We start from the raw sequence: 22167 nt of genomic DNA, 5'->3' as shown, positions 1-22167 counted from the left end.
GGATTCATTTTGGACATTAAGCTTATTAATATTGGTTTTGGTAATATCGTATCTGCCAACCGAATTATCTCGATTGTGAGTCCGGAATCTGCCCCAATCAAGCGGATTATTCAAGAGGCGCGTGATGCGGGCATGCTGATTGATGCAACTTATGGTCGGCGTACACGTGCGGTCATTATTTGTGACAGTCATCATGTTATTCTTTCTGCGGTCCAGCCTGAGACCGTGGCTCACCGTCTTTCCACCAAAGAGTCCAGCAATCATGTAGAAGATCCGGCGGATTAGGGGTGTAGTGTGGAAAAAAGTCATGGGTTATTAATCGTCCTTTCGGGTCCTTCAGGAGCAGGGAAAGGAACTTTATGTAAAGAATTACTTCGGCAGATGCCAAATTTAAGCTATTCCGTTTCCTTGACGACACGCTCGCCGCGTCCTGGTGAAGTGGACGGGGTTCACTATTTTTTTCGCTCCCGGGAAGACGTCGAAGCTATGATCGCCAGAGATGAATTGCTGGAATGGGCTCAGTTTTGTGAAAACTACTATGGTACGCCCAGGTTTGCTGTAGAGCAGGCAATATTGGACGGCCAAGATGTTATTCTGGAGATCGAAATCCAAGGCGCTTTGCAGATTAAAAAGCGCTTTCCTCAGGGAGTATTTACCTTTATTGTTCCGCCTTCCCTCGATGTACTCTCAGAGCGTATACATAAACGAGGTACTGAGACCGAGGAAGTTATTCAAAAGCGTTTAGCTACTGCCATACAGGAATTAGAATATGTCAGTGAATATGATTATGTTGTTGTTAATGACGAAGTTCCTGTGGCTGTTGATAAATTAAAGAGTATCATTACCGCCGAAAAATGCCGGGTTAAACGAAAACCGTTCGTCTTTAAGGGGGAATCCTGATGAAACAACCGTCACTAGATAAACTGATGGAAAAGGTTGACAGCAAATATACACTGGTTATTGTGGTCGCTAAGCGGGCACGGGCAATTATGGAAGAAGGGAAGCATGAGGATTTGGCGAAGGGAGTCAAATCCGTAAGTATATCCCTCGAAGAGATTTCTAAATCAACGAGCGCTTACGAATGTATTCCTGACGAGCATACACTATGTTAACAGGCAGAAAGATTCTGGTTGGAGTTTCCGGCGGCATTGCGGCTTATAAAACGGCTGAGATAGTAAGTCGTCTGCGAAAGCTGCATGCTGATGTTCATGTCGTGATGACACCATCGGCGACGGAATTTATAACCCCGCTAACCTTAAGAAGCTTGTCTGCAAATCCTGTCTATATTGACTTGTTTGAAGAACCAAAAGTATGGAATGTTGAACATATAGCTTTAGCGGAGTTGGCAGATGCTGTAGTTGTTGCGCCGGCAACGGCGAATATTTTAGCTAAAATGGCCATGGGTTTAGCTGATGATTTTCTTTCAACCGTTGTGCTGGCGACAAGAGCACCGATCTTTGCGGCCCCGGCTATGAATCATGCCATGTATCATCATCCTGCAACCCAAAAGAATTTAGCAATCCTTCAGGATCGGGGGATACATTTCGTCGGACCTGATTCGGGTTTTCAGGCTTGTGGTTCTGAGGGAGACGGCCGCATGAGTCAGCCGGAAGAGATTGTGGAGACGCTCCTGCGGTTTTTTGATCTAAGTACTTGCTTAAAAGGAAAGAAAGCCCTTGTGACCGCAGGCGGAACTCAAGAACCGATAGATCCTGTCCGTTATCTGGGCAATCGAAGTTCCGGGCGGATGGGTTATGCTGTTGCCCAAGCTTTGCAGGAAGCTGGCGCAGAGACAATACTTGTAAGCGCGCCAACAGATTTGCCAGTTCCTCAGGGAGTTACCCGTGTGTCTGTGCAAACAGCACTGCAAATGCGTGACGAAGTCTTGGCTCGTTTTACAGATGTTGACATTATTGTTAAAGCCGCTGCAGTTGCCGATTATCGACCTGCAGTACAAGCGGAGCAAAAAATAAAAAAGGATGGCTCAGGACGAACTCTTGAGTTAGTTCCTAATCCAGATATTCTTGCTGAACTTGGAGAAAAGAAGACTGCTCAGGTTTTAATCGGTTTTGCTGCTGAAACTGAAAATCTCTTAGCTAACGCCCAGGGAAAAATGCAGCGTAAGAATGTTGACCTTCTCGTGGCTAATGATGTTACAAAAGAAGGGGCAGGGTTTGGGAGTCCTACAAATATTGTTAGTTTTCTCTTTCCTGATGGAAGAAAAATAGATTTTCCTCAGATGAGCAAGCTTGAGGTTGCTCGACATCTCGTTAAGGAGATTGTTAACCTCCTTGGAATGAACGTAAAGGAGTGATATTTTGATGACAAAAAAGTTGTTTACTTCAGAGTCCGTAACCGAAGGGCATCCCGATAAAATTTGCGACCAAATATCGGACGCCATTTTGGATGCGATTTTTGCTCAAGATCCTAATGCACGTGTTGCCTGCGAAACCATGGTGACGACTGGCTTAGTTCTTGTCAGCGGCGAGATTACAACATCTTGTTATGTTGATATTCCGCATGTTGTTCGTGAAACCATTCGGGAAGTGGGCTATACACGCGCCAAATATGGCTTCGATGCCGATACCTGCGCCGTTTTAACTTCTATTGGAGAACAATCCGCTGATATAGCCTTAGGTGTCAATCAGGCCTTGGAGTCCAAAACAGGGGAAATGTCAGATCTTGATATAGAAGCAATCGGTGCCGGCGACCAAGGCATGATGTTTGGCTATGCAACGAACGAAACTGAAAGTTATATGCCGGTCCCTATTGACTTGGCCCATCGCTTAGCCCGCCGTTTAACGGAAGTTCGGAAAACCGAACTTTTAGGCTATTTACGACCGGACGGTAAAACCCAAGTCACAGTAGAATATGAAGGAAATAAGCCTGTACGTGTTGACACTATTGTTATCTCCACCCAACACCATCCGGATGTTACCCAAGAACAGATCCGTCGGGATTTGCTTCAATACGTCGTTTATCCGACGGTCCCCAAGGAATTGCTCAATGAAGATACGAAGTACTTTATCAATCCTACAGGGCGTTTTGTTATCGGAGGTCCGCAAGGGGATTGCGGTTTAACGGGACGAAAAATTATTGTTGATACCTATGGAGGAATGGCCCGCCATGGCGGCGGCGCTTTTTCCGGGAAGGACCCCACAAAGGTTGACCGTTCTGCTGCCTATGCCGCGCGATATGTGGCGAAAAACGTTGTTGCAGCGGGATTTGCGGACCGTTGTGAGATTCAGATTGCCTACGCCATTGGTGTTGCACGTCCTGTTTCAGTCTCTATTGAAACCTTCGGTACCGGAAAGATACCGGATGAGAAAATTGTTGAATTGGTAATGCAAACCTTTGATCTCCGTCCTGCGGGAATTATCAAGAGCCTGAACCTTCGACGCCCGATTTATCGTCAGACGGCGGCTTATGGGCATTTTGGAAGAATCGACCTTGATCTCCCTTGGGAAAGAACTGATAAAGCTGACGTTTTGAAAAAACTTGCCGGTCTTTAATTGATCGAGTCCTTCTAGAGGAGTTCCAATCATACTATGAGTGGGACTCCTTCTTTCATAGCAGCCACTATTATTTTCTGTGGGGTAGAGTTCTCCTTCGCCGCTAAGTATTCCTATTGGTAAAGGCGGCTCGACAATAATGTCCACTGGACATTATTGTATCTGAAGCCCCGATGTTCAGCTTTAGCTGAATGAGTTCACTATCCTAAAGTTTCCTTGACAGAATGTTAGAGAATTGGGTATTATAAGGCAAACTGTATTATAGTAGTTATAAAGAGGATCCGTTGTAATGCTCAATAGCATAATGACAAAGACTCAAAAATAATGGGTAAAGAGGATGGTAGAAATGGAAAAACAGTGGCTGGAAGGCCTGCGTAGGACAGTAGATCGTGTATTGCCGATTCCTTATTATCAAGAGAGGTTTCGGAAACTAGGGATTCATCAGGCTGAGGATATTCACTCTCTTAGGGACTTTCAAAAACTCCCGCTGACAACAAAGGAAGACTTGCGTCAAAATTATCCCTTCGGCCTATTCGCAGAACCTATGGAAAATATTGTTCGGCTGCATGCTTCTTCCGGGACGACAGGAAAACCGACCGTCGTGGGATATACTAAACGCGATATTAAACTTTGGTCCAAAATTGTCGCCGACGAACTGCGGAGAGCGGGTGTAACTCCTAAGGATGTTGTTCAGATTGCCTATGGGTATGGATTGTTTACGGGAGGAATGGGTCTGCACTATGGCTGTGAAGAATTAGGTGCAGTGGTTGTTCCCATTTCAGGTGGGAATACGGCTCGTCAACTTATGTTAATGCGAGACTTTGGAACGACAGTGTTGGCTTGTACTCCTTCATACGCTCTTTATCTGGCAGAAAGCCTTGAGGAATCGGGGATTTCACGTGAAGAGTTAAAGTTAAGGATTGGAGTTTTTGGGGCTGAGCCTTGGACAGAGGGTATGAGGGAACAGATCGAAGCTCGACTGGGGATTAAGGCTTATGACATCTATGGCTTAAGTGAAACTATGGGCCCGGGAGTAGCCATGGAATGTCCCGCTCATGATGGATTGCATATCGATGAACATTTTTATCCCGAAGTGTTGGGCCCTGACGGGAATCCGGTTGCGGAAGGCATCCAGGGTGAATTGGTTATAACAAGTTTAGATAAAGAGGGCTTTCCGGTTTTACGTTATCGAACCAAGGATCTGACGAGACTGCATTATGGGGCTTGTTCCTGCGGACATACGGGCTGGAAAATGGAACGTGTTTTAGCACGAGTGGATGATATGCTGATCATTCGAGGCGTTAATGTTTTCCCAAGTCAGGTTGAAGAAGCCATTCTGTCAATCGGTGGGTTTGAGCCCCATTATTTACTTATTGTAGAACGTACGGGAAATTTGGATCAGTTGGAAGTACAGGTTGAAATCAATGACACCAGCTTCTTCGATGAAGTCCGCGAGTTAGAGGGCCGCCAGGAACGTTTACAGCGTAAAATTGAAGAGATCATAGGCATTTCCATTCGCCTTCGTTTAGTAGAACCTAAAAGTATCCCGCGGAGTGAAGGAAAAGCGGTTCGTGTTATTGATAAACGTCGATAAGGAGGTAAATCTATGTTACAATTATCTATTTTTCTGGAGAATGCTAAAGGACGTTTAGCTGAGGTCGTCAGCCTTCTTGCAGAACTTAAGGTAAATTTGCGAGCCCTGTCTCTAGCAGATACAAAGGATTTCGGAGTTCTGCGTATTATCGTCGATGATCCGGAACTTACTACGGAAAAATTGCGCGAACGAAAGGTTGTTGTCTCATTAACCCATGTATGGGTACTTAAGGTTCCGGATCGGACCGGAGGACTTGCCGAAGTGCTTAATCAATTGGTTAAACACGATGTTGTAATTGAGTACATGTATGCGTTTGTAGAAAAGGAAAACGAACAAGCCCGCGTTGTTATCAGAGCTCAGGATCAGGCAGTTATGGAGAAGGCTATGCGGGAACTTAATCTGCCTTTGTTGTAGTAACGAGCTAAAGCTAAAGCAAAGTCGTGGGCTGCAGAGTAGGCTGGAAGAAGTAATTAACTGAAGGTTTATACATCCAATAATATAACAAAGGCCGTGCTGAAAACTGGTTTTCCACGGCCTTTGTTATAATTAAATTGAAGGTGTTCCCGGAAGAATTGCGCTGCGACGAAAAGTTGTTAACCCCCCACTTTTATAAGTGGGGGTGGGTTCTTCGTTAAGTTCACTTATCTTTAGCGTTAAAGCTGGAACATTCTGTTTCAGTATATATGTGAGCTTCGTTACCAGACACTTGTATAGAATCTAAATTACAAAGCTTGTTATCATTATGTTTGCAGCTCATCACGTTACAGGTAAGGGCATCACATGGCCCTGAAGAATTCGTATTATTTGTTAAACTGCTGTACTCATAGTTATTTAAGAATGAACCACATACCGTTCCGCTCTCAGTAGAAGCAGTAACGCCTCCGATATCAACCCTATTTGAATAGCAAATACCGCTTTTATTATGTGAACAAGTTGTTGCACTGCAATTAATTCTTTGCACTAATACACACTCCTTTACGATTTATCCGGTTTTTAAGCCCCCCGACGTCTCATTTGCTAAAATATCTATCAAGTAAGCCTTTAAAAGCTTTGCCATGGCGGGCTTCATCTTTACACATTTCATGGACTGTGTCGTGAATAGCATCCAAATTATTTTGCTTAGCTATTGTGGCAAGCTTCTTTTTGCCTTCACAAGCACCATATTCAGCCTCAACTCTAGCGGCTAAATTTGCTTTAGTATCGGCAACCACGACTTCACCCAGGAGTTCGGCAAATTTTGAAGCATGCTCTGCTTCTTCCCAGGCAATTCTCTTATAAGCTTCAGCAACCTCAGGATAACCTTCACGATCAGCTTGGCGAGACATCGCAAGATACATGCCAACTTCAGTGCATTCACCCATAAAATTAGCTCTTAATCCTTCCAATAATTCATCGTCACATCCCGATGCTGCCACCCCAATCCTATGTTCATCAGCGAAGTTAAGATCAGTGGTCATTTCTTTAAATTTGTCTTTACTTGCCTTACAAATAGGACAAACTTCCGGTGGATTATTACCTTCATGAACATAGCCACAAACTGTACAAATAAATTTTTTCATGCAAAATTCCTCCAAGAAAGTGGTTTGTATGAGTATCCAAAACCTCAGGTGTTATTATTTCCTCAAAACTATTTGTTATCCAGTAAAAAAAACAGAGCCTAGCGAGGGGCAACTCCCCCTGCTAGGCTCTGTTTTTATGTTAGAATAGCAACATTAACTCTATTATTTTGCGGCCTCTTTAGTAGAACTCAAGGAATTTTCTTCTTTTTCATCCTTTAGAACAAGATTCAAGAAGATTCCTGCTAGAGTAGCAAACATAATTCCGTGATTGGTTAACCCGATTCCTAGGGCGAAGATTACCGCAGCAATAATAAGGTTCTTGTTTTTGGAGAAATCCACTTTGGCCTCGATTAAAGTTCTTAGTCCGGCTGCACCGATCATTCCGAACAGTAGGATTACTACACCACCCATAACAGGGGATGGGATAGACATAATTAAGGCTTGCAAGGGATTGAAGGTACTCAGGATGATCGCGGCAATCGCTGCTATCCAGAGGTTCAAGGAGCTGTATACCTTCGTTATCGCTAAGACTCCGATATTTTCTGCGTAGGTCGTAAGCGGAACACCACCGAACAAACTGGCAATACCTGTTGCTAGACCGTTTCCTAAGACGACTTTATCAAAACCCGGGTCTTCAATGATATCAGTATGCGTGATGTTGCTAAGAATCATCATGTGTCCTAAATCTTCGATCAATGTTATAAGTGCTAATGGAGCGAACGTAATAATAGCGGTCACATTTAGGTGGATTGCGCCGAAGCCTTGGAAAGGCAAAACAAATGGGGTTTTAAATGATGCCATAATCTTAGCTGAATCGACTAATCCCATAAATCCAGCAAGGATGTATCCTGCGACAATCGCAATAAGAATTGGTATGACTTTTGAAAACCCTTTACCATATACACTAACTAAAGTTGCCACTGCTAAAGTAAATATCGCGATAATCCAATTTGAACTTGCCATTTGTACAGCTGTTGGGGTTAAACTTAATCCGATAATTGCTACGACACTTCCTGCGACAACAGGAGGAATGAGTTTATTGATCCATTTGGTACCAAAGAGGCGAAGTATGCAGAAAATGAGAAGGTATGCGATACCAACCGACATAACTCCGGCCATCGCCGAGCCAAGATCATGTTGATCTTTAATAAATGCGGTTAAACTTGCAATAAAGGCGAAAGACGAACCGAGATAGGCTGGAACTTTGCTGCGTGTTAGAAGTAAGAATACAATAGTACCAATACCGGAACAAAATAGGGCCGTTGCAGGACTCAAGCCAACAAGGAAAGGGACAAGGATCGTAGAACCCGTCATAGCAAACAAATGTTGAACCCCTAAAGGTATTGCTCGTGTTAGTGGTAATCTTTCGTTAATTTGAACTTCTTTCATAACTGTCATCCTCCTAATTCAACTTAATGCCTTGCAGGCATGTAAACTCTCAGGTTTACTCTGAAGGAATCTTCCTTGCAGTTGATGTTTCCCTATTTAATTTGGGCTTAGGTTGATATCGTTATACCTCCTCTTTAGCACTAAAAAACCTCTTTCCTGCCCGCAAGCAAGAAAGAGGTGTCCATATACATTCATGGTCCGCCATTTCCTTCTTAGCCTCACGGGACTAATTTAAAGGTTTAAAGATTTTTTTGCTGTAAAGAGCATATCATAAGTAACATCAGTTTGACAAGAGTTTTATTCAGTTCTCATCCCGATGAGTATAGAAAAATCTTTTAATTATATTAGAAGCAAGTAATATGATAAAATAAGGGAGGTGTCTTGATAAGAATTGGAATTGAAGTTTTTTGCAGATAAGGGGGCGTCGTCATGTTACGTTATGCTGAGGTCCTGCTTGATGTAGCTAACCGACGCTTAGATCAAAGCTATCACTATCTTATTCCAGAGCATTTAAGCTTAAAGATCGGGATGAGAGTGCTCGTAAATCTTCAAAATCGTAAGGTCCAAGGGCTTGTTGTTGGTCTTACATCAGACTTGCCGGAAGAATTGGAGAGGACCCCCCTCAAGCCGGTTTTGGAAATCATAGACGAACACAGCCTTGTGCCGCCAGAACTTATTGAATTAGCGCATTGGCTGGCTAAAACCACACTTTGTTCCATGGCCCAAAGCTTACATACAGTTTGGCCACTTCTTAATGGCAAGATGGAGAAGCGATTATTCCTCCTCGCCTCACCGAAAGATTCAGATGTTCAGACTCTTCGGTGGCTCAATGAAGAAGCCTTTCGAGGGATCGAAGTGCTTGCTCGGACCCGCAATAACGAGATTTCCCGGAATCTCTTTATCAAACGAGCCCATATTTCTGAAGAGACTGTTGAAATGCTAATCCAACAAGGTATGATTAGGGAAGGGTACCGGTTTATTTCCGTGGGAGTTGGGCAGAGACGAGAGACGAAGGTGCATAGGCCGCAAGAGTATAGCGAAAGAACGTTCACGTTATCCGCTGAACAGGAAGCGGCTGTGTCCGCCGTTATGACTTCATTAAGAGCGGGCTTATGTGAGACTATTTTATTGCACGGAGTGACGGGAAGCGGGAAAACTGAAGTTTATCGGGAACTAATTGCTCAAGTACTTTCTCGGGGCGGTGATGCGATTCTTTTAGTTCCGGAGATTTCCTTAACTGCTCAGGTGGCTCGTTATTTTCAAGCACAATTCGGTGAAAATGTGATCATTTTACATTCGGGTTTGCGTGCTAAAGAAAAAATACAAGCTTGGGAAGAAATCCTGAAAGGAACGAAGAGAATTGTGATTGGCGCGCGTTCAGCGGTATTTGCTCCCTTGGCCAATTTGCAGCTTATTATTTTAGATGAGGAGCATGACGGCGCTTATAAACAAGACGAGAATCCTAAATACCACGCTCGTGATGTGGCTCGAAAAAGAATGGAGCAGGTTGGCGGGGTGGTTCTGCTCGGAAGTGCAACACCCTCTCTAGAGGCTTACGCCGCGGCGAAAGCAGGTAAAATTCGTTTGTTATCCATGTCTCGGCGTATTGGCCATAGTCAATTGCCCCCCGTTGAAATTGTGGACATGCGCAAAGAATTAATGCAGGGAAATCGAAGTATCTTCTCAAAAGTCTTACAGCAAAAACTCCGGGAACGATTAGAACTTGGAGAGCAAGCGATGCTCTTCCTCAACCGAAGAGGATATTCTACCTTTGTGGTATGTCGTGAATGCGGCTATGTGGTAAGCTGCCCAAACTGTGATGTGACTTTAACGTATCATAGCCAAGGTCAGTCTATGCGTTGTCATTATTGTGATCATCAAGAGCAGCCGCCGTTGACGTGCCCCAAATGCGGGAGTCGGTATATTCGTTTTTTTGGACAAGGAACTCAGAGAGTTGAAGAGGAACTGCAAGTGCTATTGCCCGAAACATCAATTCTTCGGTTGGATTTTGATACAACTCGCAATCGTGAAGCCCATACGATGATCTTGGAAAGTTTTCGCCGGCAGAAGGCCTCGATCCTTGTTGGGACCCAAATGATGGCGAAGGGCTTGGATTTTCCAAATGTGACCTTGGTAGGAGTTATCGCTGCCGACCAAACGCTTAATATGCCGGATTTCAGAGCTAAAGAGCGGACCTTTCAGCTATTGACTCAAGTTGCCGGCAGAGCCGGGCGAAGCGAAAAAGCGGGTGAAGTAATTATTCAAACGTATACGCCGGGAGACAGTGCCATTGAGAAGGCTTCCCATCACGATTATGAAGGATTTTTTTGGGAAGAGATTCGCTATCGCAAGGGCCGAAAATATCCTCCTTTTACCCATATCATTCGCGTCTTGCTGCTTCATGACAAGGAAGAACGCGTTATTCTGGGAGCAAATAGTTTAGGGACTTGTTTGAACGAAAGAATGCGTGATCCTAAATTTGGAAATACTGATTTAGATATCCTTGGCCCGGCACAAGCCGTTTTAGCGAGGCTGAAAAACCAATGGCGCTGGCAAATCTCGGTGCGCGGGATATATCTTGAGGAACTGAGAGAATTTTTACACCAGGGAATACGAGATTTTTTCAAGACTTCGGCGAGTAATGGTATTATATTAAATATTGAAGTAGACCCACTGACAAATTAGGCCTAGGGTTTAGTTTGATAGTAGTAAAATAAAGACAGAACAATAAATTGTTTAAGAGAAAGGGGTATTGGTTATGGCAGTTTATCAAATTGTAGAAATAGGTGCAGATATATTACGGGAGAAAGCAAAAGAGGTTAAAGAGATTAATCCCTCGATCACCAAACTCTTGGATAATATGGTGGATACCATGATCGCCGCAGATGGGGTAGGTTTAGCGGCGCCTCAGATCGGCGTCTCCAAGAGGGTAGTCGTCGTTAAGGTAGGAGATGTTCTGCTTGAACTGGTAAATCCGGTGATCTTAGAGAAAGAGGGAGAGTCCGTTGCCGAGGAAGGATGTCTCAGCGTTCCTAATATGACAGGGGACGTGGTGCGAGCGGCGAAAGTTCATGTTCAAGGGTTAAATCGTGAGGGGAAAATGGTTGATATTCATGCCGATCGTTTGATGGCACGAGCACTCCAACACGAAATTGATCACCTCGAGGGAATTTTGTTTGTCGATCTGGCTAAAAAGACCTATCGAAAGTAAATGACGCGTAGTGAACTCCCCCCCCACACTTGGATTCATAACATAACGGCTGCAAAACTAGATTGATGAAATTTATGGGTACGAGCCTCGAACTTCTAACTTCTAACTTCGAACCTCGAACCTCGCATTAAAGGAGAATAGTTATGCGTATTGTTTTCATGGGAACGCCGGATTTTGCGGTACCTTCTCTGCGAGCCTTGGCCAGCCATGGATATGAGATTGCGGGCGTCTTTACACAACCTGATCGGCCGGCAGGCCGAGGGAAAAAGTTAAAACCCAGCCCGGTAAAAGCTGCTGCCGAAGAATTAAACTTGCCGATTTTTCAGCCTGCCAAAATAAAAACGCCTGAAGGTGTCCAGCGTTTGCGCGAGTTAGCTCCGGAATGTATTATTGTTGTAGCATATGGGCAGCTTCTCTCTAAGGAAATTTTGAACTTACCTTTGAAGGGATGCATAAATGTACACGCTTCTTTGCTCCCCTCATATCGAGGAGCGGCACCGATTCATTGGGCGATTATCAATGGTGAAAAGCGTACCGGTGTGACGACGATGCTTATGGATGAAGGGCTGGATACCGGGGACACCTTACTAAAACGTGAAATCGTGATTTCCCAAGATGCAACTATGGGAGAAATTCATAATCAATTAGCAGATCTGGGTGGGGATTTACTAGTTGAAACGTTGCGTGAGCTGGAACAAGAATCCCTAATTCCTGTTCCTCAATCAGGAAACTCCAATTATGCTCCTCTTTTAAACCGTGAACATGAACGTCTTGACTGGACACGGCCGGCCATTGAATTGCATAATAAAATCCGGGGCTTAAATCCCTGGCCGGGGGCCTTTGGAGTATTCAGAGAGGAGAACTTTAAGGTTTGGCGCAGTTCTGTATTTTCTTCACAAATGGCTGAACAGAAGGGACATTCATTTGAGGATCTGAACCCTGATCCGGGTCAAATAATTGAAGTGCTGGAAGATGGTCTGCTCGTCCAAACGGGAGAGGGGATCCTGGGGATATTCGAGGTTCAGCCGGCTGGTAAGCGCTCCATGTCCGCGCGTGATTTTTTGAACGGGCGGCATGGTCAAGTTGGGGAAAAATTCATTTAAAGAACTTGATTTAATCGTTTACTAATTGAAAGTGACAGCATAACCTTCGGTTTTATAATTTTCTCATCTTAAGTGGCTGTTAGTCTATTCTTTTGGAATTTTAACATGGGATTTCAAAAAAGGAGGTTAAGCAATGTTCTGGGATCCTACGATGGTTCTTTTAATTCCGGCAATCCTGCTATCCCTTTATGCTCAATATAAAATATCTTCTGCTTACAATTATTACTCTAGAGTGCATGCTCAGTCGGGGCTGACCGGAGCACAGGCGGCGAAAGCACTCTTAAACAGCAAGGGACTTTATGATGTAGGTGTGGTAGCTATTCGCGGACATCTTTCGGATCATTATGATCCTCGCTCACGGGTTATCAGTTTGAGTGAGGATGTATATTATGGAAATTCCCTGGCATCAGTAGCGGTTGCAGCTCATGAAACGGGTCATGCCCTGCAACATTCTTCCGGGTATGCGCCTTTGCAGCTCAGATCATCCTTTGTGCCGGCAGCTAATTTTGGCAGCGGGGCAGGACCAATATTAATTATAATTGGATTGTTCCTGCCAAGCTTTGGCTGGCTGCTGCAGTTAGGAATCTTGTTTTTTTCTCTGGCCGTACTCTTTCAACTGATTACTTTGCCTGTAGAATTTAATGCCAGTCACAGAGCTTTAGTTCTCTTACAGGAAGGAAGATTGCTGGGGAGTGAGGAAGTCCGCGGCGCCCGCAAGGTTTTAAATGCGGCAGCCTTGACCTATGTTGCTGCGGCTTTAGCAGCTGTGCTCCAGTTGGCAAGGTTTATAATTATTGCCCAGGGCAGACGGGATGATTAAAGAAACGTCACGAGGGATGGCGGTCCAGATACTGACCCGTGTTGAGGTAGAAGGGGCTTATGCCAATCTCTTAATGCAAAAAACAATTGCCAGATTGTCCGATGCTCGAGAACGTCAATTTGTGACGTTATTGGTTAATGGTGTTTTGAAACACAGGTTAACGCTGGACTATGCTCTGCGTCTTCATTTGAGTAAGCCAATGTCAGCCCTTCCCCATGAAGTTCGGGCCATCTTGAGAATTGGAGCCTTTCAGGTTCTCTTCGTTGATAAGGTTCCGCCGGCTGTGGCAGTCAATGAAAGTGTCGAATTAGCTAAATCCTTTCCCAAGTTTACAGGATTAGTGAACGTTGTCCTGCGCAAGGTGCTGACAAAAGGCTGGGATATCCCCTGGCCCGATGTGAAGCGGGATACGGTTCGTTATCTTTCTGTGCGTTATTCTCATCCCGAATGGATGATTCAGCGCTGGTTAAAACGCTGGGGAAAGGAGGAGACGGAGGCTTTATGCCAAACAAATAATGAACCTGCTCCTACCTGGATCAGAACAAATACTCTCAAAATTTCACGTCAGGATTTAGCAGATCAGTTGATTCGCGACGGTATCACTATCGAATTGGGTGAACGAGTGCCTGAAAGTATGCGGATTCAAAACTTTGGTTCCCTTGAAAAGCTGGAAGCGTTTAAAGCCGGTTTATTCACAGTACAAGATGAAAGCTCTCAAATAATTGCTCATGTCGTGGCACCTGAAGCAGGTCAACATGTTTTGGATGCTTGCAGTGCTCCTGGCGGCAAAACAACACATCTGGCCCAACTGATGAATAATGAGGGAGTTATCCTGGCGTTTGATGTTCATGCTCATAAGTTAGAGCTCATTGATCAATTGGCCCAAAGGTTAGGCATAACCTGCATAGAAACTCAGTTAGGTGATGCACGCGATCTGCCGGGAATAAGACTCGATTCCCAACAAAGGGTTTTAGTCGATGCGCCTTGTTCCGGTTTGGGTGTTCTTAGGCGGAGAGCAGATCTTCGCTGGAGGAAAGCGGAACAAGACCTTTGGGATCTGCCAATACTACAGTTTGCTATCTTAGAGCGTGCCGCTTCTTGTGTCGAAGTTGGCGGAGACTTAGTCTATTCGACCTGTACGATTGAACCGGAAGAGAACTTTGAATTGGTCAAGAAATTTCGCTCAGCCCATCCTGAGTTTGAGGCAGTGAACTTAGCGGACACCTTACCCTTTGAACTTAAAGATACCAGAGATATCCAGCAGGCTGCCAAGGGGATGCTCCAGCTCTTGCCACAACGTCATGGCACCGATGGATTTTTTTTGGCGAAATTTCATCGCAGGAGCTAGAGCTAAGTTTTCTTTGAAGAGAAGTTTAACTGGAACGAATTGGGTGAATAATAATAACTATGGAAATGTACGATCTGCGAAGCTGTACCGAAGAAACGCTGCAGACAGTTTGCGGAGAGCTTGGTTTGAAGCGTTTTCGGGCAGCGCAGTTATTTCAATGGGTACAACAAAAAGCGGTGCGCTCTTGGGACGAAATTAAAAATATTGGTACGAAAGATCTTACGTTACTATCATCACGTTTGAGTTTTTATGCGCCGGAACTCGTGACAGAGCGCAGGTCCATTGATGGTACCCGAAAATATCTATTCCGTCTGCAAGACGGAGAAATGATCGAATGCGTTTTAATGGATTATGCTCGTGAGCTGACAAGAGATCGCCATACCGTCTGTGTTTCCACACAGGTTGGCTGCGCAGTTGGCTGCGCTTTTTGCGCAACGGGCATGGAGGGTTTCCGCAGAGACCTTACCAGCGGAGAGATAGTGGGTCAGGTTTTGGATGTGACACATTTTATTCGTCAGGAAGACCCGGATTTTCAGGTTACGAATGTTGTTTTTATGGGAATGGGGGAACCTCTGTTAAATTATGAGCAAGTGCTTTCGGCAATCATGCTTATGAATCAGGAACGGGGACTAAATATTGGCATGCGGCGTATGACAATCTCAACAAGTGGAGTAGTGCCGCGAATTATTCAATTGGCGAAGGATAATCCTCAGGTGGGTTTGGCCATTTCCCTTCATGCGTCCAATGATCTGGCAAGAAGCCGCTTAGTTCCGATGAATCGCCGCTATCCTTTAGCTCAACTTATGGAAGCATGCCAGGAATATGCAAAAATTACGCGCAGAAGAATTACTTTTGAGGTGGCCTTGACAGATGATAATGTCAATCTTGGTGAGGCAGAAGCATTAGCTCGTTTATTAAAAGACCAATTAGGGCATGTAAATTTGATTCCGGTTAATCCGGTGGCGGGAACAGACTTAAAACGTCCTAACCTTGAAAAATTGAAGAAATTTGCTCATCATTTAGAAGTTGGCGGAATTTCCGTCTCCCTGCGTGAAGAACGGGGGGCGGACATTAACGCAGCCTGTGGTCAGCTTCGACGACAGTGGAGGGAGGGTAACCATGAGCCTATTGACTCGATTTGAAGGAATGGCTGAGTATCTTTTTACCGGTGCTTTTAAGAAAGGAGGGGCTCGGCTCCAACCGGTTGAATTGGCTAAGGAACTGGTGAAAGCGATGTTTAGAAATAAACAGATTAGTATTTCTCAAGTATACGTTCCGAATATTTACCGGGTATACCTTCATTCCAGTGATTGGGGTCCTCTAGCTAGTTTTGGAGAGGTTTTTCTGATCGAGTTGTCCAAGTATTTATACACCGAGGCTGAGCGTGAGGGATATACGTTTTTATCGAAACCAGCCATTGAACTGCATTCTGATGACACTGTCAATCCTAGGGAAATGATCATTGAGATCGATTTTGACGATTCTATTGACGTTGAATGGGGAGATGAAGAGGAAAATGAAAATGACTTTCCCAAAGAATCGAATTGGCGTGAAAACACAACGATCTTCCGGGAAAGTGTCAAGACAAACTTAAGAGCTGAGGACAGTGCGGGAAGGATTTCGAATTACTTTCTCGAAATTATAGAAGGGCCGGATAAAGGGCAATCCTTTAAATTGCCGGATCACGATATCTATATTGGTCGACACGGGCAGTGTGATCTTGTGCTCCATGATCCCGAGGTTTCAAGACGACATTTAAAAATTACTCCAGGGGAAAACGGCTGGCGGCTTGATGATTTGGGCAGCACCAATGGTTCCTTTGTCAATAGTCAAAGGATCACGCATCAGACGGCGGCTCCAGGTGATCGAATCCAAATTGGCCTGAGTGTTCTCGTCATTCAAAAAGTACCCTTGCCGTAATTTTGGAGAGTTGTCACAGTGCTCTCCGATATTGTATTTGGAGGGTTGTATGGAAGTTGTTACAGTGATTGGACGACTGGTTTTTGTCGCCTTGATTTATCTTTTTATCTTTAGGATTTTTACAGCGTTATTAGCTGACCTTCAGCTGAAAGGGATGTTTCAGCGTTCGAATCAGGACTATGGACGATTAGAAGTTTTGACAGGTACGGACACTCTTCCCAGAGGCCAGATTTTTAAAGTTGATGGGAAGGGCTTGCGTCTGGGACGCGGAAAACATAATGATATCGTATTACCGGATCATTTTGCTTCTGTCGATCATGCTGTTTTTCGCTGCCAAAAAGGAAAAACTTTTGTCGAAGACCTTGGAAGTACGAATGGTACTTGGGTTAATGGAGAACAAATTCATTCTCCGGTCCAATTAGTTGCTGGAGATTATGTGAAAATTGGAAGTATCACATTCCAATACTCGAGGTGGCAAAATGAGAGTGCTAAGCTTTAGTGAAAAAGGGTGTATCCGGAAAAATAATGAGGATTCCTTTTTAGTATTACCAGATCACGGAATCTTTGCCGTGGCCGACGGAATGGGAGGACACCGGGCTGGAGAAGTTGCTTCATCAACAGCCTTACGGGAATTAGAAAAACTGGCCCCTCAGCTAAAAGGGTTGAGTGATCAAGATTTAGAAGGATGGCTTGTGGAATCCTTTACTCAGGCTAATCGGGTTGTTTACAAATCATCGACAACGGAGCCCCAAAATGCCGGAATGGGTACGACTCTTACGGCGCTGCTCATTCGCGACACAAGGGCCTTGATTGCTCATGCGGGAGACAGCCGGGCCTATTTGTGGCGGCAAGAAGAGTTGACACCTTTAACGAAAGATCATTCCTTAGTGGGTGAGCTTGTGCGTTTAGGTCAAATCTCTTTGGAAGAAGCAGAGAAACATCCCCAACGTCACGTTTTAATGCGGGCGGTCGGTGCCGATCAGGAGATTGAAGTGGATTGTCAGGCTATATCTCTGCGCTCCGAGGACGTGTTTCTGTTGTGTACGGATGGTTTTTCCAATATGATCAGTGATGAGGAATTAGCAGATGAATTTTCTGAATCAGGTTCTTGGGAAGAACGCTTGGAGAGGCTGCGGCAGCTTATTTTAGAACGCGGCGCACCGGATAATTTCACAGCTTTATGCTGTATTATGGAGTAGGAAGATGCTTTATCGTTTCGTTTCTCGCTTTATAATTATAGGAATGATGTGGTTAGGGCTGGTTCTGCTCAAATGGGGAGGCAATAAGGATCAACTTCTCTGGCAGGCTTTAATATTTACTGCCCTTATGCTCATGGGGAGTTTTGCGGAAGAAATTCTTCATTACCAAGGTGATCCTTATGTCCTTCCGGTTGTTCAAGCAATTCTGTCCTTAGGCCTGGTATTTTTAGTACGTATTAGTCCTAAGGAAGCTTTGCACCAGTTTTGGTGGGCCAATATTGGACAGCTGATTTTCTACGCTATTTTATTTGCCGTTAGGGATTACCGACAGTTAGGCAAGTTTCGTTATCTGTGGGGATTGCTTGCTGTCAGTTTACTGTTTATAACCCTGGTTTTTGGTTTTGCCTCCGGTGGCGCAACGAGTTGGCTAAGAATCGGAGGAATCGGTGTCGAACCTGAGGAATTCGTAAAACTTGCTTTACTCTTGTTTATGGCAACGTATCTGGAAGAAAATGAAGAGTTGCTGCGGGTTGGAACTGTCCAAGTAGGGAAGTTTTCCTTGCCGGATTGGCGAACTTTAGGGCCCTTTTTAATTATGGCTGGTTTTTCGCTTGGCCTTTTAGGGGCCCAAAAAAGTCTCGGAACGGCGCTGGTGTTTTACGCTTTATTTGTTCTTATGATTTACGTCGTAACAGAACGTGCGCTGTATTTGGGGATTTCACTGCCGATTTTTTTAGTGGTGGGAAGTGCAGGGTATTTGCTTTTTCGGCACGTTCGCGTTCGGGTATTGGTTTGGTTAAATCCTTGGCAAGATCCCACGGGTATGGGATATCAGATTGCTCAATCGCTGTTTGCCATTAGTGGAGGGAAGGTCCTGGGAACTGGACTAGGCAATGGAATAGGGGCTTCTATGGTGCCGGCCTCAAGTACTGACTTTATTTTTTCTGTCATAGCTGAGGAACTGGGATTTGCGGGGGCGATGGCTGTTCTGGCTCTTTTTCTGATCGTAGTTATGAGGGCGTTTTCAATTAGTGTAAGAGCCAAAGACCGCTTTGGCCAGATTCTGGCTGCCGGAATTGGAATTCTTCTGGGAACAGAGACGTTAATTATTCTTGCCGGGGTGACAAAATTACTTCCTTTAACAGGTATTCCGCTGCCTTGGGTCAGCTATGGCGGAAGTTCTATACTTGTGCATTTTATTCTTCTAGGTGTATTGTTGAATATTTCCAATGCTACTGCGGTGGGAGTTAAGCGTAATAAGACAAGAGGAAGGGAGTATGCAACATAATGCGAGGGGTACGTCGTGTAGCATTAGGAATGGCCTTTAGCTTCTTTGTTTTAAGTCTGGGGCTTGTTTATTGGCAAGTGGTTCAATCCAATACGTTACTGGATAATCCCGCGAATCGACGCTTAATTCTCCTGGAAAGCCGAGTGACCCGTGGAGGAATTTTTGATCGTAACGGCGAAATAATAGCACAAACTCAAACAATCAAGGGAAAGAAGGTTCGTGTCTATCCCAATGGAGAAATGTATGAGCCTACTCTCGGTTACTCTACTGTTCGGCTTGGCGCAGCTGGGCTTGAAGGAAGTTTAGCGAATTGGCTCATGGGTGTTAAAGACGCCACAGCCACTCAGTCGATTCAGCAACTCTTTTCTTTGCCGCGTCAAGGGGATGATGTGGTGCTGACGTTAGATTCCCATCTGCAAAGTGTGGCTTACAATGCCCTCAAAGGGAAAAAGGGCGCAGCTGTTGCTATTGACCCTAAAACGGGAGAAGTACTTGCCTTAGTGAGTCAGCCGGGATACAACCCGACAAATTTGGATGATCACTGGAAAGACATTATTAAGCAAACCCAGGAAAAACCTTTAGACAATCGTGCCCTTTCCCTCTATCCTCCGGGATCAACGATGAAGGTAGTGACTTCTGCCAGCTTATTTCGCAGCGGCCTAAACACTACGAATCTTTATGATTGTAAAGGCTCGACGATTATCAACGGACAAGTTATCCCTGAACAGAACCTAGAGGTTCATGGTTGGGTTAACTATAACAAGGCCTTAGCCGATTCTTGCAATACGTATTTTGCAACCTTTGGAGTCCAGGCAGGGGATAAAAGTTTTCTGTCCGCGGTTAAAGGATTTGGCTTTGGACAAAAGATTCCTTTTGAACTAAATGTTCCTGTGAGTCAGATCACTAATTCTCCTAAGGTTCCTGAAACTCTGTCAACGAATCTTCTTGCTGCAAGCTGCTTTGGACAGGGTGAGGTTCTGGTTTCTCCATTTCAAATGGCTCTGATTACCGCCGGTATTGCTAATCATGGGGTGATAATGACTCCCCACATTGTGGAACGAGTTCTTGATCCTTCGCAAACCGTACAATATGAACAAGAGCCTCAGCCTTGGCTAACTGCACTTTCAAAAGATGAAGCGGATAAAATTACTAGTGCCATGGTGACTGCTGTTACCGATGGAACTGCTTCTCCCGGAGCTTTGCCGGACGTCCAGGTAGCGGCAAAGACCGGTTCAGCGGAGCCGGGAGGCAATCAACCTACCCATGCTTGGTATATCGCTTTTGCACCTGCGGAGGCTCCACGCATTGCGGTGGCTGTTTTTGTAGAACATGGCGGAACTGGAGGAGCGGCAGCTGCTCCCATTGCGCGTCAAATTATTGAAGAAGCATTAGCCAGAAAGTAGGTGAACATAGTGAGTAAAATCTTCGGAGGACGTTATGAAGTTTTAGAGCGTATTGGTGCCGGTGGGATGGCGATTGTTTATAAAGCTAAAGATCAGCTGCTTAATCGTGTCGTAACGATCAAAGTTCTTCGTGAACAATTTGCTACTGATGAAGACTTTATTCGCCGTTTTCGAAGGGAAGCCCAGGCTGTCGCCAGTTTGTCACATCCCAATATTGTTTCTGTTTATGATGTGGGCAAAGAAGGAGATACTGAATATATCGTTATGGAATATGTAGAAGGGCGGAATCTCAAAGAAATTATTCGAGATTATGCTCCCTTGACCACAGATCAGGCGATCAATCTTGCCCGTCAAATTACCAGTGCCGTTCAAAATGCCCACGAACACCATATTATTCACAGAGATATAAAACCCCATAATATTTTAGTAACTGAGGATGGACGCGCTAAAGTTACGGATTTCGGTATCGCCCGAGCAGTATCATCGGCAACGGTAACGCATACAGGAGACATTATCGGTTCAGTCCACTATTTATCGCCGGAACAGGCTAAAGGCCTGCAGAGTAATGAGCAATCGGATATTTATTCGTTGGGCATTATTCTGTATGAATTGGTTACGGGCCAGGTACCCTATGATGGTGAAACTCCCATCGCTATCGCTCTTAAGCATCTTCAGGAACAGCCAACGCTGCCGAGTAAGCTCAATCCTCGGGTCGAGAAAGAATTCGAGGGCGTAATTATGAGGGCAATTGCTAAGTCTCCTGAACAACGGTATACTTCTGCTAAAGAGCTTTTGGAGGATTTGAACCATTTTCTTGCCGGCCGCCCGATAAATCGGCCTGAAGTATTTCCCGTTGACGATTTGGAAGCAACTCGGACTCATCAAGGCATGAGCAGGATTTTAGCACCCGTTAGTGTACGTGAGATAGAACCGGAACAGGAACAAGAACCAGAAAAGCATATCAATAGTTTTTTAACTAAGGTCAAGAAAAAACGTTGGCAGTGGATCTTGGGAATTGCTGTCGTATTGCTTCTTTTGGTGGGCGGGATAATGTTGAGAAATTACCTTCTCGTCGGTACGACGAAAGTTCCTGATGTGACAGGTAAGACTGTACCGGTTGCCACAGATTATCTAAACTCCGCAGGATTGAAACTCAACCCCGAGGTCAAGAAAGAGTTCAGTGATAAGTTTGCAAAAGGCCTGATCATTGAACAGAATCCGCAAGCGAATACAATGGTAAAAGTTGGCCGGGACGTTCAAGTTGTTATAAGTAAAGGTCCGAACACCGGCACATTTCCGGATGTAACCAGTTCGCCAATGTCGAAAGCGGATGCCGTTAATATGATTCAAAACGATGGATTTACAGGGAAGATTACCTTTCAAACCCAGCCAAGTTCAAGCGTTCCTAGAGATTATGTTATCCAGCAGGACCCTCTCCCTTCGGCGACTTGGCCGAAGAGCGGACCTGTTAAATTGACAATTAGCAACGGTTCTCCTTATGTAAGCATTAACATGCCCAATGTAATTAATAAATCGTCCGAAGATGCTAAAACGATTCTTCAGCAGAATAGTTTAGTTCCCTTGGTAGAAACTCAAGATTCTACCACAATTCCTGCGGATGTCGTCATCAGTACCTCGCCTAACCCGGGAGAAACGGTTCAGCAGGGGAGTCAGGTTACCATCGTCGTATCGCGTGGCCCAGGGCCTCTTGCGTTTAATATTGATAAAGACGCCTCAATGTTTATGGCTCAGATTTTCAGTGTTATTCCTAAAGAAACCATCCGAATCAGGGCGAATCCCTAGCTGGATCAGCCCTGAAAT

At 44.8% G+C, this 22167-nt stretch carries 22 protein-coding genes; 19 read left to right on the top strand and 3 right to left on the bottom strand.

All coding sequences use genetic code 11. The features are described from left to right. Positions 1–9 precede the first annotated feature (9 nt). The 7 genes from B5771_RS11610 (at position 10) to B5771_RS11580 (ending at position 5520) form a co-directional block, all read left to right on the top strand. A complete protein-coding gene (locus tag B5771_RS11610) occupies positions 10–285 on the top strand; it encodes a DUF370 domain-containing protein (protein ID WP_014828567.1) in 276 nt (91 codons plus the stop codon). Between the two features lie 9 nt (positions 286–294). Next, on the top strand, positions 295–900 hold the full coding sequence (gene gmk, locus B5771_RS11605; RefSeq protein ID WP_088187643.1) for a guanylate kinase: 606 nt from the start codon (positions 295–297) through the stop codon (positions 898–900). After that, positions 900–1112, top strand: a complete 213-nt coding sequence (gene rpoZ / locus B5771_RS11600) for a DNA-directed RNA polymerase subunit omega (protein WP_088187642.1) — start codon at positions 900–902, stop codon at positions 1110–1112. The genes gmk and rpoZ overlap by 1 nt, the downstream gene beginning before the upstream one ends. After that, on the top strand, positions 1106–2314 hold the full coding sequence (gene coaBC, locus B5771_RS11595) for a bifunctional phosphopantothenoylcysteine decarboxylase/phosphopantothenate--cysteine ligase CoaBC (RefSeq protein WP_088187641.1): 1209 nt from the start codon (positions 1106–1108) through the stop codon (positions 2312–2314). The genes rpoZ and coaBC overlap by 7 nt, the downstream gene beginning before the upstream one ends. A 7-nt stretch (positions 2315–2321) precedes the next feature. Beyond that, positions 2322–3512 (top strand): methionine adenosyltransferase, encoded by a 1191-nt coding sequence (metK, locus tag B5771_RS11590; RefSeq protein ID WP_088187640.1) that lies wholly within the window; start codon positions 2322–2324, stop codon positions 3510–3512. Positions 3513–3858: 346 nt separating this feature from the next. After that, positions 3859–5106, top strand: a complete 1248-nt coding sequence (locus tag B5771_RS11585; protein ID WP_088187639.1) for a phenylacetate--CoA ligase — start codon at positions 3859–3861, stop codon at positions 5104–5106. 12 nt (positions 5107–5118) lie between these two features. After that, positions 5119–5520 carry an ACT domain-containing protein gene (locus B5771_RS11580; RefSeq protein WP_088187638.1) on the top strand — a complete coding sequence of 134 codons (402 nt, stop codon included), beginning with the start codon at positions 5119–5121 and terminating at the stop codon, positions 5518–5520. 223 nt (positions 5521–5743) lie between these two features. Here the strand turns inward: B5771_RS11580 and B5771_RS11575 are convergent, their stop codons facing one another. From B5771_RS11575 to B5771_RS11565, 3 genes are all read right to left on the bottom strand, one after another. Further along, positions 5744–6067 carry a DUF1540 domain-containing protein gene (locus B5771_RS11575; protein ID WP_088187637.1) on the bottom strand — a complete coding sequence of 108 codons (324 nt, stop codon included), beginning with the start codon at positions 6065–6067 and terminating at the stop codon, positions 5744–5746. A gap of 49 nt (positions 6068–6116) precedes the next feature. Then, positions 6117–6665 (bottom strand): NADH peroxidase, encoded by a 549-nt coding sequence (locus B5771_RS11570; RefSeq protein WP_088187636.1) that lies wholly within the window; start codon positions 6663–6665, stop codon positions 6117–6119. Positions 6666–6827: 162 nt separating this feature from the next. Next, complete coding sequence (locus B5771_RS11565) at positions 6828–8054, bottom strand: solute carrier family 23 protein (protein WP_172408253.1); 1227 nt, start codon at positions 8052–8054, stop codon at positions 6828–6830. A 429-nt stretch (positions 8055–8483) separates the two neighbouring features. Here B5771_RS11565 and priA point away from each other — a divergent pair, with 429 nt between their 5' ends. The 12 genes from priA (at position 8484) to pknB (ending at position 22149) form a co-directional block, all read left to right on the top strand. Continuing rightward, on the top strand, positions 8484–10739 hold the full coding sequence (gene priA, locus B5771_RS11560) for a primosomal protein N' (RefSeq protein ID WP_088187634.1): 2256 nt from the start codon (positions 8484–8486) through the stop codon (positions 10737–10739). 73 nt (positions 10740–10812) lie between these two features. Beyond that, positions 10813–11265: a peptide deformylase gene (gene def / locus B5771_RS11555; RefSeq protein WP_088187633.1), complete on the top strand. Its 453-nt coding sequence runs from the start codon at positions 10813–10815 to the stop codon at positions 11263–11265. 143 nt (positions 11266–11408) lie between these two features. Next, the gene (gene fmt / locus B5771_RS11550) at positions 11409–12368 is read left to right on the top strand and encodes a methionyl-tRNA formyltransferase (RefSeq protein ID WP_088187632.1); all 960 of its coding nucleotides are present in this window, start codon (positions 11409–11411) and stop codon (positions 12366–12368) included. Between the two features lie 133 nt (positions 12369–12501). Beyond that, positions 12502–13188, top strand: coding sequence for a zinc metallopeptidase (locus B5771_RS11545; protein WP_088187631.1), 687 nt, complete (start codon positions 12502–12504; stop codon positions 13186–13188). Next, positions 13181–14536, top strand: a complete 1356-nt coding sequence (rsmB, locus tag B5771_RS11540) for a 16S rRNA (cytosine(967)-C(5))-methyltransferase RsmB (RefSeq protein WP_088187630.1) — start codon at positions 13181–13183, stop codon at positions 14534–14536. The genes B5771_RS11545 and rsmB overlap by 8 nt, the downstream gene beginning before the upstream one ends. Before the next feature lie 59 nt (positions 14537–14595). Beyond that, positions 14596–15678 carry a 23S rRNA (adenine(2503)-C(2))-methyltransferase RlmN gene (gene rlmN, locus B5771_RS11535; protein WP_088187629.1) on the top strand — a complete coding sequence of 361 codons (1083 nt, stop codon included), beginning with the start codon at positions 14596–14598 and terminating at the stop codon, positions 15676–15678. Beyond that, the gene (locus tag B5771_RS11530) at positions 15656–16456 is read left to right on the top strand and encodes an FhaA domain-containing protein (RefSeq protein ID WP_088187628.1); all 801 of its coding nucleotides are present in this window, start codon (positions 15656–15658) and stop codon (positions 16454–16456) included. Before rlmN ends, B5771_RS11530 begins: the two co-directional genes overlap by 23 nt. A gap of 49 nt (positions 16457–16505) precedes the next feature. After that, the gene (locus B5771_RS11525) at positions 16506–16955 is read left to right on the top strand and encodes an FHA domain-containing protein (protein ID WP_047811102.1); all 450 of its coding nucleotides are present in this window, start codon (positions 16506–16508) and stop codon (positions 16953–16955) included. Further along, positions 16936–17655 (top strand): Stp1/IreP family PP2C-type Ser/Thr phosphatase, encoded by a 720-nt coding sequence (locus B5771_RS11520; RefSeq protein WP_088187627.1) that lies wholly within the window; start codon positions 16936–16938, stop codon positions 17653–17655. The genes B5771_RS11525 and B5771_RS11520 overlap by 20 nt, the downstream gene beginning before the upstream one ends. A gap of 4 nt (positions 17656–17659) precedes the next feature. Continuing rightward, positions 17660–18943 (top strand): FtsW/RodA/SpoVE family cell cycle protein, encoded by a 1284-nt coding sequence (locus B5771_RS11515; RefSeq protein ID WP_088187626.1) that lies wholly within the window; start codon positions 17660–17662, stop codon positions 18941–18943. Next, positions 18943–20346, top strand: a complete 1404-nt coding sequence (locus tag B5771_RS11510; RefSeq protein WP_088187625.1) for a penicillin-binding protein 2 — start codon at positions 18943–18945, stop codon at positions 20344–20346. Before B5771_RS11515 ends, B5771_RS11510 begins: the two co-directional genes overlap by 1 nt. 9 nt (positions 20347–20355) lie before the next feature. Then, positions 20356–22149 carry a Stk1 family PASTA domain-containing Ser/Thr kinase gene (gene pknB / locus B5771_RS11505; protein ID WP_088187624.1) on the top strand — a complete coding sequence of 598 codons (1794 nt, stop codon included), beginning with the start codon at positions 20356–20358 and terminating at the stop codon, positions 22147–22149. Positions 22150–22167 lie beyond the last annotated feature (18 nt).

This window comes from Desulfosporosinus sp. FKA, from assembly GCF_002196785.1.
GTDB lineage: Bacteria > Bacillota > Desulfitobacteriia > Desulfitobacteriales > Desulfitobacteriaceae > Desulfosporosinus > Desulfosporosinus acididurans.
This window is presented reverse-complemented; position numbering and strand designations above follow the sequence as displayed.

What these genes read in the sequence shown, in the direction of transcription:
- rpoZ (WP_088187642.1), top strand. Translation starts at nt 900, where the DNA reads ATGAAACAACCGTCACTAGATAAACTGATGGAAAAGGTTGACAGCAAA.
- coaBC (WP_088187641.1), top strand. Translation starts at nt 1,106, where the DNA reads ATGTTAACAGGCAGAAAGATTCTGGTTGGAGTTTCCGGCGGCATTGCG.
- metK (WP_088187640.1), top strand. Translation starts at nt 2,322, where the DNA reads ATGACAAAAAAGTTGTTTACTTCAGAGTCCGTAACCGAAGGGCATCCC.
- B5771_RS11585 (WP_088187639.1), top strand. Translation starts at nt 3,859, where the DNA reads ATGGAAAAACAGTGGCTGGAAGGCCTGCGTAGGACAGTAGATCGTGTA.
- B5771_RS11580 (WP_088187638.1), top strand. Translation starts at nt 5,119, where the DNA reads ATGTTACAATTATCTATTTTTCTGGAGAATGCTAAAGGACGTTTAGCT.
- B5771_RS11570 (WP_088187636.1), bottom strand. Translation starts at nt 6,665, where the DNA reads ATGAAAAAATTTATTTGTACAGTTTGTGGCTATGTTCATGAAGGTAAT.
- B5771_RS11565 (WP_172408253.1), bottom strand. Translation starts at nt 8,054, where the DNA reads ATGAAAGAAGTTCAAATTAACGAAAGATTACCACTAACACGAGCAATA.
- priA (WP_088187634.1), top strand. Translation starts at nt 8,484, where the DNA reads ATGTTACGTTATGCTGAGGTCCTGCTTGATGTAGCTAACCGACGCTTA.
- def (WP_088187633.1), top strand. Translation starts at nt 10,813, where the DNA reads ATGGCAGTTTATCAAATTGTAGAAATAGGTGCAGATATATTACGGGAG.
- fmt (WP_088187632.1), top strand. Translation starts at nt 11,409, where the DNA reads ATGCGTATTGTTTTCATGGGAACGCCGGATTTTGCGGTACCTTCTCTG.
- B5771_RS11545 (WP_088187631.1), top strand. Translation starts at nt 12,502, where the DNA reads ATGTTCTGGGATCCTACGATGGTTCTTTTAATTCCGGCAATCCTGCTA.
- rsmB (WP_088187630.1), top strand. Translation starts at nt 13,181, where the DNA reads ATGATTAAAGAAACGTCACGAGGGATGGCGGTCCAGATACTGACCCGT.
- rlmN (WP_088187629.1), top strand. Translation starts at nt 14,596, where the DNA reads ATGGAAATGTACGATCTGCGAAGCTGTACCGAAGAAACGCTGCAGACA.
- B5771_RS11530 (WP_088187628.1), top strand. Translation starts at nt 15,656, where the DNA reads ATGAGCCTATTGACTCGATTTGAAGGAATGGCTGAGTATCTTTTTACC.
- B5771_RS11525 (WP_047811102.1), top strand. Translation starts at nt 16,506, where the DNA reads ATGGAAGTTGTTACAGTGATTGGACGACTGGTTTTTGTCGCCTTGATT.
- B5771_RS11520 (WP_088187627.1), top strand. Translation starts at nt 16,936, where the DNA reads ATGAGAGTGCTAAGCTTTAGTGAAAAAGGGTGTATCCGGAAAAATAAT.
- B5771_RS11515 (WP_088187626.1), top strand. Translation starts at nt 17,660, where the DNA reads ATGCTTTATCGTTTCGTTTCTCGCTTTATAATTATAGGAATGATGTGG.
- B5771_RS11510 (WP_088187625.1), top strand. Translation starts at nt 18,943, where the DNA reads ATGCGAGGGGTACGTCGTGTAGCATTAGGAATGGCCTTTAGCTTCTTT.